We start from the raw sequence: 13,618 nt of genomic DNA, 5'->3' as shown, positions 1-13,618 counted from the left end.
TGGCGCCTCCCCCCGCGTGGTCCCGCAGGTCAGCCCCGGTCCGCAGGTGTCGGCCCGGTCAGGCTCCCGCCGGTGGGGAGGGGGTGCCGGAGGCAGCCGAGGGGCTGCCTCCGACGTCCTCGGCCGAGGGTCCGCCCGGTGGCGGCGAGGAGGCGTCCGGCTGCGGTGACTCCTCCGGGCCGCCGGACTGCGCACCGGTGCCGGAAGGCGCGGCGGAGGACTTCGGGAGCTCCGCGTGCATCCGCCAGGCGGCCTTGTGGCAGGTGCTGATCCAGTCGCCGCTCGGCCCGCTGCCGTACTCGCAGTTCCAGTCGCGCACGGCCAGGGACCCCCGGTCGCCGCCGGCCTCCTCGGGGGCGCGGGCGAAGAACTCCGTCATGACGTCCAGCGCCTCCGGGCACGGCACGGTGCCCTTGTCCCCGCCGTCCGCGTAGAGCCGGATGTCGCCCTTCCTGCCCGAGGCGTCCGGCACCTCCCCGCAGTAGGCCGAGGGCCGCCCGACGGGACCGGCCGACCCGGTGGCGGAGGCTCCGGCCGGCGGTGACAGGGGCGCCCGCCACTCGGCCGGAGCGGCGCCCCGCCCACCGGCGGCGCAGCCCGAGGCGACGAGGGTGAACAGCACGGCGGTGGCGGCTGCGGGCCTGCGCATGGTGCCTCCCTGGCGTCGGTGCACGGTCGGCGCTGCGGGCTCGGCCCGCAGGTCCTTCGGACGCTAGAAGGCCGGTGCCGGGGCGGCCATCCGGGAGGCGGAGAACGGGTGACGGGCCGGTCACCCCCCGGGGCCGCGGCCGGACGGGCCGGGTTCCCGGTCAGCCGCGCCGCGGATGCAGTCCGCGACCTGGTGGGGCAGCGTTAAGGGGTCCTTGCCATATGAGCGTCCGATGAGGTCGCGTGGTTGCGTGGTCTGGTGCCGTGCATCGCAAGGCGCCGGAGGGTCCTCGTAGCGGAGCTACTAGGGCTTTTCGGCAACGCCGCGAGGTGCGGTGCCAGACCACGCGGCCCGGGCGGGCATATGGCAAGGACCCCTGAGACCCCAGCCTCCCCACGGAGCCCACCATGGCCGGTACCGCGACGCAGCACAGGGCCGGGCAGCCGGCGGACCGGACCTCCCACGCCTGCCGCAGTCCGCTTCCGGCCCCGGCCGCGGGGTGCCCGGCGCGCGGGCGGGACACCGCGGCCCCGGGGAGCGGACGCAGCGGTCGCACCGCCCCACGCGGCGCGAAGGACCGCTGACGCCGACGGGCCGGACGGGTCCCGTCCGGCCGTGGACCGGCCCTCCCCGCCCGGGTGGTGACCTCCTCCCCGCCCGGCCGGGTCGACCCGGTCCGTACCGGCCCCGGGAACGTGCCCCCACGTACCCGGGGCCGTCGCCGTGGGCCGCGCCGGCTCCGGGCCACGGCGCGGCCCGCACGTCACCTTCCGGGCACCACCCCTGCGGCCTCCGGCTCCGGCCGGGAGCCGCCCGGGTGCTTGCCGCGCCACGGGATGCGCCCCTCCGCGTGCGGTGCCCCGCTACGGCCGGGCACCGCTGCCCGGGGCGGGTCACGCGGCTGGCCGGGCACTGCCTACGCTGGTTCCCGCGCCCCGCACCCGGGGGAGCGCAGTCACCGACGAGGCGCGGGAGGAGCGGCACGATGGCGACCAGTCCGCGGCACTGGCCGGTTCCGGACGCGCTGGCCTACCTGGCCGGGTCCGGCGGGGTCTGGCACGTCGAGCGGGACGTGAGCGACCACCTGGCGCGGCAGGAGGGGCGGTTCACCGGCGAGACCAGGTTCACGGCGCGCGAGGACGGCCCGGGGCTGACCCAGCACGAGTCGGGACGGTTCACCTGGCTGGGCCGGACCGGCCCGGCCGAGCGGACGCTCCAGTTCCTGCCGGGTGAGCAGGCCGGCACGGTCGACGTGCGGTTCGGCGACGGCCGCCCCTTCCACGACCTCGACCTGCGCCACGGCCACCACCTGGCCGGCCACCCCTGCGCCGCCGACCACTACCGGGGCGAGTTCGAGGTCCTGGGCCCGCACCGATGGCGGACGGTGTGGCGGGTCTCGGGCCCTGCCAAGGACCTCCGCCTCGTCACCGAGTACCTGCGGCGGACCGACCGTTTCCCGGGCTGAGGGCGTACCGGTCCTCCGTCCCGCTGCCTGACGCCCGCGGTTCACCCACCCGCCCCGTCACCGGCCGCCGGCCCGGGCGCGGGCCCGGCCGGCGTCACCTCCGGGCCCCGCCGCACCTCAGCGCAGCTCCAGCACCCGCACCCCGTACGGCGCGAGGACCGGGGACGGCACAGGCTCGCCCGTGGCCAGGTCGACCGGTTCGCCGGCTGCCTGCGGGGTGACCCTGACCTCCTGCTCGCTCTGGCTCACCAGCCACAGGAACCGCCGGCCGTCCTCGTGTTCCAGCAGGTCCGCGCTGACCTGGGGCGAGTCCACCGTGACCGGGCGCGAGGCCCCGGCGAGCGCGGCCAGTGCCCGGTAGAGCCGGTGCGTGGCCTCCGGGTTGGCGCGGGGGGTGGCCGCCGCCATGTGCTCCAGCGGGTAGGTGGCCAGCACCGTGCGGCCCGCGCCCGTCCCGTGCAGCAGCAGCGCCGGCCGGCCGTGCGCGTCCTCGGCGACCACCTCGGCGCCGGCCGGGACCACCGGCAGGAACGCCCGGCTGTCCTCGTTGCCCGCGACCGGGAAGCGCAGCGTCTCGCCCGCGGCGATGTCGCCGAAGTCGGCCGTGAACCTCATCTCCAGCACGTCGTCCGTGATCGGTTCGGCCACCCCGTAGGAGAGCTGGTGCTCGACGCCGAACCACTCGTCCAGGCCGTCGAACCACGGGCCGCGGGTGGCGGGGTGGGTGCCGGAGCAGAACGACAGGTAGACGGTGGCACCCTCCCGGGCCCGGCGGACCAGGTGGCGGCGGGCCCGGGTCGTCAACTGCCGGGTGGCGGGCAGCAGGTAGAGCTTCGCGTCCTTGGCGACGCCGTCCGCCTCCCGGGTCAGGGCGGTGGGCAGGTCCGCGGCCCGGGCCGCGACGTAGGCCTGGTGGAGGGAGCTGAAGATCAGGGGCCGGTCGGCAGGGCGGCTGTAGGGGTAGCCGCGTTCCAGGAAGGCGGGCACCACCAGGGCGGTGTCGGCGTCGGCGCGGCGGCAGCGGGGGAAGTCGACGGCGCGCAGCACCTCGGCGAAGTCGGCGATCTCCCGCAGCGGCGCCTTCGGTGCCCCGGTGCGGTCGGTGATGCCGAAGTGCATCTCGAAGGGGTGGTGGTCGTAGGGGGACTGGTCCCACAGGTCGTCGTAGTCGGTGTTGTTCCACGCCATCCAGCCGGTGGCGCCGCCCAGCAGCGAGTTGTGGAGGGTCTGGCGGTAGTACGTCGCGGCGTTGGCGGCCGAGACGGTGTCGGTGGACACGCCGAACTCCTCCAGGACGACGGGTGCCCCCGTCACCGCGGCCAGTTCGCACTCGAAGGCCGCCCGGTAGTGCTGCCGGGTGCGGTCGGTGTCGGAGCGGTAGACGTGCGGGCCGACGAAGTCGACGTACTCCGCGGTCTCCCGCAGGGAGAAGCCGTTGTCGCGGCCGGTGACCTCCAGGCCCCACGCGCCGTCGCCGAGCGAGACCGGCTGGGTTCCGCCGCCGACCCGCACGGCGTTGCACAGGAACTGGGCCCAGGCGGTCACCACGTCCGCGGAGGGCGGGTCGACCTGGTAGATCCGGCCGTAGCCCGGCATCTCGTTGGTGAGCAGCCAGCCGCTGACGGCCGGGTGGTCGTGGAACCGGCGGGTCATCTGGGTGACGAACCAGGCCTGCCGGCCCACCATCCACACGTCCTCGTACAGGTCACGCCCGCCCCGCCAGACCGGGTCCCAGTTCTCGCCGGACATGTGGCCGACGATGAAGGTGGGCACCGTCGCCATGCCCGCCTCGCGGTGCGCGTCCAGGAAGTCGCGGAACCGGTCGCACATCTCCTCGTCGATCCGGTGCGGCTCCGGATGGAAGTCGGGCCAGTAGAAGAACGACCGCGTCATCGTCAGGCCGTGTTCGCGCAGGACGGCCAGCTCCTCACGGACCACGCGCGGGTCGTAGGAGCGCCACATGAGCGGGCCGCCGGTGCGGGACCAGAAGTTGGCGCCGAGCCAGGGCAGGACGGCGGGGTCGTGGGTGAGGTGGGCGCTGTGGCGTCGCATGGTGCTTGAGGTCCTTCGTGCAGTGTCGTCTGTGGTGCGGGTCGGGCGCGTGGCGCCGGTCAGCAGGGGCCGGTGGAGTCGCGGACCAGCAGGCGGGGGCGGCCGGTGGGTGGGGCGGGCACCACGCCGGCCTCCCCCAGACGGGCGAGCAGGGCGCGGGCCGCGGCGGCACCGACCTCGCGCACCTGCTGGTCCACCGTGGTCAGGCGGGGGTGGAGCCACCGGCCCAGCGGCAGGTCGTCGTAACCGACCACCGAGAGGTCGGCCGGGACCCGCAGGCCCGCCCGCAGCGCCGCCCCCACCCCGCACACCGCCATCGAGTCGTTGGCGAAGACCAGCGCGGTCGGCCGGTCCGCTCCGGCCAGGGTCTCGTGGGTTGCGGTCACGGCCGCGGCCTCCGAGAAGTCGGTGTGGACCACCGCAGCCGGCCGCAGTCCCGCCTCGCCCAGCGCCGCCTCGAACGCGGCCTGGCGGGAGCGGGTGTGCAGCAGCTCCGCCGGGCCCGCCACGTACCCGATGCGCCGGTGCCCCAGCGACAGCAGGTGGGCGACGGCCTCGCGGACCCCCGCCCCCTGCCCGCCCAGGCCGACGCGCGGCACCGGGCCCGCCTCGTCCGGATCGCCGCCGAGCAGGACGGCCGGCAGCCCCAGGGAGTGCAGCAGCGGCGGGCGCGGGTCGTCCACCCGGGCGTCGGTGAGCACGGCGCCGTCCACCCGCCCCTCGGCCACCAGCCGTTCGTACAGCGTGCTCTCCTCGGCGACGTCTGCCACCAGGTGGAGCAGCAGGCCGTAGCCGCGTGGCGACAACTCGCTCTCCAGGCCGGTGATGAGTTCGCCGAAGTGCGGGTCGGCGCCGAGGACGTCGGTGGGGCGGCGCACCACCAGCGCCAGGGTGCGGGTGCGGGCGCTGCGCAGCGCGGTGGCGGCGGCGCTCGGTGACCAGCCCAGTTCTCCGGCCGCGGCCACCACCCGGCGGCGGGTGGCCGCGGAGATCCGCCCGGTGCCGTTGAGGGCCTGCGAGACCGCCGAGGTGGAGACGCCGGCGGCGGCGGCGACCGCCCGGATGGTGGGGCGGGCCGGCCGGCCCCCGGGCGCCGTGGTGCGCTGCGGCGCCGCGCCGGGCGGTTCGGGCGGGTGCGGGGTGCCGTTCCCGGTCACATCTTCACCGCCCCGCTGACCAGGGCCTGCTGCATCCGCTTCTGCAGGACCGTGTACACCGCGGCGACGGGCACCAGGGTCAGGAGGGTGCCGGCGGTCAGGACGCCGTAGTCGGTGCCCGTCAGGGACCTGAGGGTGGGCAGGGCCACCTGCACGGTGCGCTGTTCCGGGTCCGGACCGATGATCACCATCGAGTACAGGTACTCGTTCCAGAAGGTCAGGAAGTTCAGCAGCAGGACGGTGGCGATGCCGGGCAGGCACATCGGTGTGTACACGTGGCGCAGCACCGCGAAGGTCGAGGCGCCGTCCAGCCGCGCGGCCTCCTCCATCTCCGCCGGGATGGTGCGCATGAACTGGATCAGGATCACCACCGACAACGGCATGGCCGTCGCGGGCAGGAAGAGCACCATGAAGGTGCGGGTGTGGAACAGGCCGGTGGCCGCGGCCAGCAGGAAGGTCGGGAAGAGCGCGGCGAAGGTGGGGACGAGGAAGCCCAGCGAGAAGACCCGCTCCACCGCTGCGGCCGCCCGCCCGGTGGTGCGGGCCAGTGCGAACGCCGCGGGCAGCGCCAGCAGCAGGGTCACCGCCAGGGAACCGACCGTCACCAGCGCGGAGTTGACCACCGCCGTCGCCAGGTCGGCCGAGTGCAGCGCGGTGGCGAAGTTGTGCGGGGACAGCGAGTGGGGCAGCGAGAAGGGGGCGCCGAAGATCTGGTCGTTGGACTTGAAGGCCGAGGTGAACAGGTAGTACAGCGGGAGGACCAGCAGCGCCGCGTACCCCCAGGCGAGGAGGTGGGCGGGCAGCCAGGACCGGCCGTGTTTCACGTCAGGTTCCCTTCGGTCGGGGCCGGGGCGGGCACGGTGGTGGGAGGGAGGGGCCGTCTCAGCAGGCCGGGCGGAAGACCCGCCGGATGGTGAGCAGCCCCACCAGGCCCACCAGGAACAGCAGTACGCCCACGGTCTGGCTGTAGCCGAGATCGGCGGCGACGAACGCCTTCTGGTAGACGAGGAAGGACAGCGTGGTCGAGGACGTCCCCGGCCCGCCCTGGGTGAGCAGCAGCACCTGCTGAGCCGAGCCGAAGAGGTTCCACAGGAACTGCAGCATCGTCACCACCCCCGCGTAGTCACGCACCACCGGGAAGTGGACGCGCCACATCGACCGCCAGTGGCCGGCCCCGTCCAGTTGCGCGGCCTCACCTATCTCCTCGGGCACACTGCTCAGCCGGGCCGCGAACAGCACGGCGGTGAACCCGATCCCGCTCCACAGGTCCAGCACGATCAGCGACAGCAGCGCGGTCGAGGGCGAGGCCAGCCAGGCGTCGGTCACCGAGTCCAGCCCCACGGCCCGCAGCGCCCCGTTGACCAACCCGTCGGGGGAGAGGGCGGCGTAGAAGACCATCGCCTTGGCCGGGGTGGAGATCAGCCCCGGCACGAACAGCAGGTAGCGGATGACGCGGTGTCCCCGCGGTCGCTGGGAGACGTAGTAACCGAGCATGTACGCGCAGGCGATCATCACCGGCAGGGTGACGGCGAGTTGGACGGCGGTGTTGCGGACCGCCGCCCAGAAGACGGGGTCGCCCGCCACGTCGGCCACGTTGTCGAGACCGGCGAAGGAGACGGGCTGGAGCATCCCCGGCCAGTGCAGCGCGGCCACCACGAAGATGGCCACCAGCGGCCCCACCATGAACACCAGGTACCAGACGAGGGCCGGGACCGCGAGCACGGTGCCGCCCTGCTGGCGCCGGCCGCGGGGTGCGTCCGGGCGGGTGCGGGCGGGGCCGCGCAGCGCCGTGCCGCCCGGGGTGGGGGAGAGCGTCGTCAAAGCAATCACTTCCGGTCAGGGGCTCGGGCGGTCAGACGCCGCGGTAGGCGGCCTCCAGGGCGGAGCGCACCTCGGCGGCGCTCGTACCCCTGGTGAAGGCGGTGCTGGTGGCCGTGATCAACGGCTGGTTGGCGACCGGCGGGACCCAGACGTCGGGCACCTCCACCTGGCTCACCGAGTCACCGAGACGCTGGGCGGCGGCGACGAGGGGGAAGCGGGTGCTGACGGTGCCGGTGTGCAGGGCCATGTCGCGCCCGGACTCGGTCACGAACCGCGAGACGACCTCGGGCCGGTAGAGGAACCGCACGAACCGCTCCACCGCCGCCTTCTTGCGGGCGCCGTTCGGCGAGATCCACAACCCCGTCAGCGTGTAGGTGCGCATGATCGTGGGTCTGCGGTGCGCCGCGTGCGGCGCCAGCGGCCAGCCACCCACCGTGGTGTGGCGCGCCACCCGGCCGGGCACCTGCGCCAGGGCGGAGGACATGGCCGACTCGACGGCTGCCTGCTCGGTGTGGAACTGCGTCATCATCGAGTCCGAGGTCAGGCCCTGCGCCTTGTCGGCGAAGACGCCGGCGTCGCGCAGCTCCACGAAGTAGTCGATGCCCTCGCGGACGGCCCGGCTGCCGCTGAAGTCACCGGTGCGGTACAGGTGCGCGGTCTCCTCGGCGGAGAGGAAGGTCTGGATGATCTGGGAGAGCAGCTTCTGCCCGGTCCAGTCGTTCCCGCCGATCGTGACGGGGGCCGTGCCGGCCCTGCGCAACCGGCGGGCGGCGGTGATGAGTTCCTCGCCGGTGGTGGGAACGGCGTCCACCCCGGCCCGCTGGAGCAGTTCCGTGTTCCAGGCCACGGGCCAGTTGGCGGCGAAGTAGGGGAACGCGCGCAGCCTGCCCTGCCCGTCGGTCCAGGTGCGCAGCGCGTCGGGCAGTACCCGCTCCCGCAGCCCCCAGGCGTCCAGGCGGGAGCGGACGTCGACCGTCGCGCCGACGCCCGTCCAGGCCAGCGTCTTGTCGTAGAGGTTGACCATCACGACGTCGGCCTCCTTGCGGGCCAGTCGTGAGGTCTCGTAGACCTGCGCGAGGTCGTCACCGCTCAGCAGGCTCTTGACCGTGAGGCCCGGGTTCTCCCGGCGGAAGTCGTCGAGCACGGCGAGGTAGGTGGCCGAGCCGGGGGCGGTGGTGCCGAGCTGGGTGTGGATCACCAGCGTCTCCGGGTCCGCCTCCGCACCGGCCCACGGTCCGCATCCGGTCAGCGTGGGCAGCGCCGCGGCGGCGGCGAGCCCCGCGCCGGAGGTGAGGAGGCGTCGCCGGGTGAGGGGGGAGCGCACAGCGGGGTCTCCAACCGGGGGGTCCGAGGGCCGGAAGGCACGGGGAGGCGACCCGGGCGGACAGCCCGAGCCGGGGCGGGGGGATCCGTTGATGTAACGATGTACCAACGGGTGGGCAGGACTGTAGGAGTGGGTCCGGGACGGGTCAACCCCCCGTTGCACGCTGTGCGTCGACGTGTGGGGGTGCGGGGAGAGCACCGGGCGGGACGAGGCCCGCGCCCCTCACCGGCGCACCGCCGTGAGGCCGGCCGGCTGGGGACGCGACCTTTCCGGAGGGTGGTGGCCGCGCCGCGCCGCCAAGCGGACGTGCCCCAGCGGGCGCCGACCGGCCCCTCGCGGCCGGCGGCCCTCCCGTCCGCATGGCGGTGTGCCGGGCGGGCACCCGCCTGTCATGGGATTGCTGACGCGAATGGAAGAGGCCGTGGAGCACTTCGAGACCGCACTGGTGGACAAGGTGTTCCGCCACGAACCCGTGGAGGTCCTGGACGCCCTGCGCCGTGAGTGCGACGACCACGTCCTCGTCGTCAGCGAGGAGCGACGGCTGGCGCCCAACGCCTACCTGGTCGAGCTGGCCGGCCCGGTGCACGACCGGCTCGACTCCCAGGAGGCCGGGGTCTGCCAGGAGTTGACCGACGAGCTGGTACGGCATGCCGCCGAGCGCGGGTACGACTTCCCCGGGCCCGTCGCCGTCCACCTCACCCGCACCGACACCCTGCCCAACGGGCGCTACCGCATCTCCAGCGCGGCCTCGGAGAACCTGCCCGCCGCACTCTTCACCGCCGGCACCTGAGCACCTGACCGTCCCGGGTCAGGGGACCGCGCCGCGGCACCGGACCACCCGGACGGCGCCGGTGCGCCGCTCGCGGGGGCAGGCGGGGAAGGAGCCCGCCGGCCTTCGCCCCCGCTCCGGCCGGAGCCCCGGCACAGCAGTCGGTACGGCCGCGCGGACCACCACGGACACCCCCCGGCCCGCAGCGGCCCCCCGCAACCGTCCTCACCCGCGTCCACCCGACGCGTGGCCGCCCCCGGCGCCTCCTCAGGCCCCGAACGCGTTGAGCAGCGGCTCCTTACGTGCGAACCGGCGCACCTGCTCGACCACCAACCGCTCCGCGCGCGGCCGGAACGAGGCGGACCCGCCCGCCACGTGCGGGGTGACCAGGACGCCGGGCGCGGTGCGCAACGGGTGGTCCGCGGGCAGCGGTTCGGGGTCGGTCACGTCCAGCGCGGCCCGCAGCCGTCCGGCGCGGACCTCCGCCAGCAGGGCCTCGGTGTCCAGCGTGCGACCCCGGCCCACGTTCACCACCAGGGCGTCGTCCGGCAGCGCCGCCAGCAGCCCGGCGTCCAGCAGGCCGGCGGTCGACGGGCTCTCGGGGAGCACGAGGACGACGACGTCCACCGTCGGCAGCAGCGCGGGCAGTTCCGTCACCGCGTGCACGTCCTGCTCCGGCCGGGCCCGGCGCGCCACCCGCACCACCTCCGCCTCGCACGCCACCAGCCGCCGCTCCAGCGCCTGACCGATGGAGCCGTAACCCACCACCGCCACGCGGCAGTCGGCGAGCGAACGGGTGAAGTGCGGCTCCCAGCGCCCGGCCGCCTGGTCGGCGACCCAGCGGGGCAGGTCACGCTGCGCGGCCAGGACCAGGCCCAGCGCGTGCTCGGCGGTGCTGGCGTCGTGCAGCCCCCGGCCGTTGTGCAGCGACACGCCCTGCGGCACCACCGGCAGCAGCTTCTCCACCCCGGCGCTGAGCGACTGCACCGCCCGCAGCCCCGTCAGACGCGGCAGGAGCCGCTCGGTGCCCGGCACGGCGTACGGCATCACCCAGAGCCCGACCTTGCACAGCACCTCCTCGGGCAGCTGCGGTTCCGGCGTGGTGCCGTCCCAGACGTGGACGCGGACGCCCGCCGGCCACGGCCCGTGGCGGTCGGCCAACCCGGCCCACGGGAGGAGGACGTCGACGCCCTCGGGGGCGGGGGTGCTCTCGGTCATCGGATGCTCACCTTCCGTCTCGATGGGGCCGGAGCCCGTGCGCCGGCCGCGGGGCGTCAGCGGAGGCGATACCGGCCGGCCATTGACGGCCCGGTTTCCTGCTCGTAACGTCCTTCCCGCCAAGTGAAACACTTTCCACACCACGGAAAAGAGGGGGTGTGGGGATGACGACGACGTCACCCACCCGTCCCGGGACCGGATTCTGGTCCTCCGCCCGGGCCCGCCACCTGATGCCGATCGCCTTCGTGACGTACTCCCTGGCGTACCTGGACAAGTCCAACTACGCGATCGCCTCGGCCGGCGGCATGGCCGAGGAACTGCACCTGTCGGCGGCCGGGGACTCGCTCATCGCCGCGTCCTTCTTCCTCGGCTACTTCCTCTTCCAGATACCGGGCACCATCTACGCCGAGCAGCGCAGCGCCCGGCGTCTGGTGGCCTGGTGCACCGTGGTGTGGGGCCTGCTCGCCGTCCTCCAGGGGCTGCTGCACAGCCCCGGGCAGCTCGTCGCCGTGCGGTTCGCCCTCGGTGTCGTCGAAGGCGCCGTCCTGCCGTCGATGGTCATGCTGCTGGGCCGCTGGTTCACCAAGGGCGAGCGCGGCCGGGCCAACACACTGCTCATCCTCGGCAACCCGGTCACCGTCATGTGGCTGTCGGTGGTCTCCGGCTGGCTGATCTCGGTCGCCGACTGGCGCGTCATGTTCGTCGCGGAGGGCGTCCCCTCGATCGTCTGGGGCCTGTTCTGCCTGCGGCTGGTCAAGGACCGCCCCGCCGACGCCGGCTGGCTCCCCGACGGCGAACGCGCCGGGCTGGACCGGGCCCTGACCGCCGAGCGGCAGGCGGGTGCGCCCGCAGCCACCGCGTCCGGCGCCCGCGGCTACGCCCGGGTGCTGCGGTCCCGGCCGGTGCTGCTGATGGCCGCCCAGTACTTCTTCTGGTCCTTCGGCATGTACGGCTTCATCTTCTGGCTGCCGGCCATCGTCAAGGACGGCTCCGGAGCGGGCATCGGGGCGACCGGCGCGCTCACGGCCGTGCCCTACCTCTTCGCCGCCGCCGCGATGCTCCTCAACTCCCGGCTGAGCGACCGGTCCGGGCGGCGCCGGATCGCCGTCTGGCCCTGGCTCGCCGTCGGGGCGGTGGCACTCCTCGGCAGTTACGGGGCGGGCTCGAACTTCCCCCTCGCCCTCGCCCTGCTGGTCGTCGCCGGGCTGTGCCTCTACGCCCCCTACGGCCCGTACTTCGCGCTGGTCTCCGAGCTCGCCCCGCCCGGTGTCTCCGGCGCGGCCGTGGCACTGGTCAACTCCCTCGGCGCCCTGGGGTCGTTCGCCGGCACCTACCTGGTCGGCTGGGTGCGGGGCACCTCCCTCGGCAACGCCGGCGCCTTCGGCTTCATGGCGGTGTGCACCCTGGTGTCCGCGGCCCTCACCCTCACCGTCCGCGAACCCCGGGTGCCCGCCTCGGCCGCGGTCGTCCCCGGAGCCCCGGCTACGGTGGCCCCGCGCACCGAACCGGCGGGGGTCGAGGGCGGGAGCGACTGAGGGCCGGTGACCGGCCGGCTGTGAGAACGGGTGACGTGAGGAGAGGGCGGCGGCGATGAGTGCACCACCGGGCGACGACATGCTGGGCCGCGGGCTGCGGCTGCTGACGGTCCTGGCCGACCTGCCCGCCGGGGCCGGCGTCAGCGCCGTCGCCCGCGCCGCGGGCCTCCCGGTCAGCAGCGCCCACCGGCTCCTGGGCCGCCTCGCCCAGGAGGGCTTCGTCTCCTACGCCGAGGACACCCGCCGCTACGCCCTGGGAGTGCGCGTCCTCGAACTCGCCCGCGGCTTCCAGCGGTCCGCCGCCGGCTGGGCCGAGGCCGCAGCCCCCATGCGCCGTCTGGCCGCCCGCACCGGCCTGCCGGTACTCGCCGGAGTGCTGACCGGGACGGAGGTCCTGCTCGTCCTGACCGTCGAGGGCACCCAGCACCTCCAGCTGCGCAGTGCCGAAGGCACCCGCAACCCCTGGCACGCCACCTCGCTGGGCAAGGCGCTGGCCGCCGAACTGCCCGAGGCCGAACGCGAGGCGCTGCTCGCGGAGCCGCTGGCCGCCGTCACCCCGCGCACCCGCACCGAGGCCGCCGCCCTCCGGGTCGAGTTGCGCAGCACCGGCGAGCGGGGATGGGCGGAGGTCGACGAGGAGAACGAGGCGGGGGTGCGCTCGGTGGCGGTCACCGTGCCCGACACCGGTGACCCGAGCCGTCCCCGGCTGGCCGTCTCCGTGGCCGGCACGGTCGTGCTCACACCGGCGGACGAACTCCGCAGCCACCTCCCGGCGTTGCGCGGTTGCGCCGCCGACATGGCCGCCCGGCTGGGCTGAGGCCGGACCTTCCGGGGGGCCGGGCCCGCACGCCGCGGAGCGGTGGGTTCCGGGCCGGCGGTGCTCCGCTGCGCCGGGGCGGCCGGCTTCTCGTGGCCGCGACGGCCGGTCTCGTGTGCCCCGGGGGTCGGTCTCGTGTGCCCTCTGGCGTTCCCGCGCCGAGGACATGAGCCACCTCCTGGACCGGCTCGACGTGATCGAGGCCGCCGTGCCGCAGCTCGCCGGGCGGATCGACCACTCCGGCGTCGCGGTCGCCGGACACTCCTTCGGCGGCTTCACCGCCGGCCTGCTGCTCGGTGCCGGGGTCACCGACCCCGGCAGCGGGGAGGAGGTGGACCTCACCGAGCCCAGGATCAGGGCGGGCGTGCTGCTCGCCGCACCCGGCAGGGGGGACGTCCTCAACGGCCCCATGGCCGACGCGCTTCCGGTCCTGCGCACCGTCGACTTCTCCACGATGACCACACCCGCGCTGGTCGTCGCCGGCGACGAGGACGACTCCCGGCACTTCACGGACGCGGGGCCGGGCTGGCACGCCGACCCCTACACCCTCAGCCCCGGCCCCAAGGCCCTGCTCACCCTGTTCGGCGCGGGGCACGGACTCGGCGGAATCTCCGGGTACGACGCCGCCGAGACCACCGACGAGAGCCCCGCACGGGTCGCCGCCGTCGCACGGATCACCTCGGCCTACCTCCGCACCGCGCTCCACCCCGGCGACCACGCCTGGCGCAGGGCACGCGAGGAACTGGCGGCCGACCCCGCCCCGGCCGGACGGATCGACGTCAAGTAGACCGTCCGCCGGGGCGGGTGCGGC

General features: G+C 74.9%; 11 protein-coding genes and 1 pseudogene. 5 read left to right on the top strand and 7 right to left on the bottom strand.

The window, feature by feature from the left end; genetic code table 11:
* Positions 1–58: 58 nt before the first annotated feature.
* Complete coding sequence (locus ACFV3R_RS22500; protein ID WP_385585846.1) at positions 59–649, bottom strand: hypothetical protein; 591 nt, start codon at positions 647–649, stop codon at positions 59–61.
* Between the two features lie 985 nt (positions 650–1,634).
* On the opposite strand from ACFV3R_RS22500, the gene ACFV3R_RS22495 reads away from it, so the two are divergent.
* Positions 1,635–2,114 carry a DUF6314 family protein gene (locus tag ACFV3R_RS22495; protein WP_385585843.1) on the top strand — a complete coding sequence of 160 codons (480 nt, stop codon included), beginning with the start codon at positions 1,635–1,637 and terminating at the stop codon, positions 2,112–2,114.
* A 117-nt stretch (positions 2,115–2,231) separates the two neighbouring features.
* Here ACFV3R_RS22495 and ACFV3R_RS22490 read toward each other — a convergent pair whose 3' ends face one another.
* The 5 genes from ACFV3R_RS22490 to ACFV3R_RS22470 form a co-directional block, all read right to left on the bottom strand.
* Positions 2,232–4,166, bottom strand: a complete 1,935-nt coding sequence (locus ACFV3R_RS22490; RefSeq protein WP_385585840.1) for a cellulase family glycosylhydrolase — start codon at positions 4,164–4,166, stop codon at positions 2,232–2,234.
* 59 nt (positions 4,167–4,225) lie between these two features.
* Positions 4,226–5,230: a LacI family DNA-binding transcriptional regulator gene (locus tag ACFV3R_RS22485; RefSeq protein ID WP_385585962.1), complete on the bottom strand. Its 1,005-nt coding sequence runs from the start codon at positions 5,228–5,230 to the stop codon at positions 4,226–4,228.
* A gap of 89 nt (positions 5,231–5,319) precedes the next feature.
* On the bottom strand, positions 5,320–6,147 hold the full coding sequence (locus ACFV3R_RS22480; protein ID WP_385585837.1) for a carbohydrate ABC transporter permease: 828 nt from the start codon (positions 6,145–6,147) through the stop codon (positions 5,320–5,322).
* A gap of 58 nt (positions 6,148–6,205) precedes the next feature.
* Positions 6,206–7,144: a carbohydrate ABC transporter permease gene (locus ACFV3R_RS22475; RefSeq protein WP_385585834.1), complete on the bottom strand. Its 939-nt coding sequence runs from the start codon at positions 7,142–7,144 to the stop codon at positions 6,206–6,208.
* A gap of 31 nt (positions 7,145–7,175) precedes the next feature.
* The gene (locus ACFV3R_RS22470; RefSeq protein ID WP_385585831.1) at positions 7,176–8,468 is read right to left on the bottom strand and encodes an ABC transporter substrate-binding protein; all 1,293 of its coding nucleotides are present in this window, start codon (positions 8,466–8,468) and stop codon (positions 7,176–7,178) included.
* Between the two features lie 391 nt (positions 8,469–8,859).
* Here ACFV3R_RS22470 and ACFV3R_RS22465 point away from each other — a divergent pair, with 391 nt between their 5' ends.
* Entirely contained in the window at positions 8,860–9,258 is a 399-nt protein-coding gene (locus ACFV3R_RS22465; protein ID WP_385585829.1) for a DUF3662 domain-containing protein, read from the top strand.
* Between the two features lie 246 nt (positions 9,259–9,504).
* On the opposite strand, the gene ACFV3R_RS22460 is transcribed toward ACFV3R_RS22465, so the two are convergent.
* Positions 9,505–10,455 carry a 2-hydroxyacid dehydrogenase gene (locus ACFV3R_RS22460; RefSeq protein WP_385585826.1) on the bottom strand — a complete coding sequence of 317 codons (951 nt, stop codon included), beginning with the start codon at positions 10,453–10,455 and terminating at the stop codon, positions 9,505–9,507.
* A gap of 164 nt (positions 10,456–10,619) precedes the next feature.
* Between ACFV3R_RS22460 and ACFV3R_RS22455 the strand changes: the two genes are divergently transcribed.
* From ACFV3R_RS22455 to ACFV3R_RS22445, 3 genes and pseudogenes are all read left to right on the top strand, one after another.
* On the top strand, positions 10,620–11,990 hold the full coding sequence (locus ACFV3R_RS22455; RefSeq protein WP_385585823.1) for an MFS transporter: 1,371 nt from the start codon (positions 10,620–10,622) through the stop codon (positions 11,988–11,990).
* A gap of 55 nt (positions 11,991–12,045) precedes the next feature.
* Positions 12,046–12,729 (top strand): annotated as a pseudogene (locus ACFV3R_RS22450) (IclR family transcriptional regulator); the annotation flags it as partial.
* Positions 12,677–13,594, top strand: a complete 918-nt coding sequence (locus tag ACFV3R_RS22445; protein ID WP_385585820.1) for an alpha/beta hydrolase family protein — start codon at positions 12,677–12,679, stop codon at positions 13,592–13,594. The pseudogene ACFV3R_RS22450 and the gene ACFV3R_RS22445, both read left to right, overlap by 53 nt.
* Positions 13,595–13,618: the final 24 nt, after the last annotated feature.

Source organism: Streptomyces sp. NPDC059740 (assembly GCF_042733155.1).
GTDB lineage: Bacteria > Actinomycetota > Actinomycetes > Streptomycetales > Streptomycetaceae > Streptomyces.
Note: the sequence above shows the minus strand (reverse complement) of the source record. Positions and strands in the feature narration are given on the sequence as shown.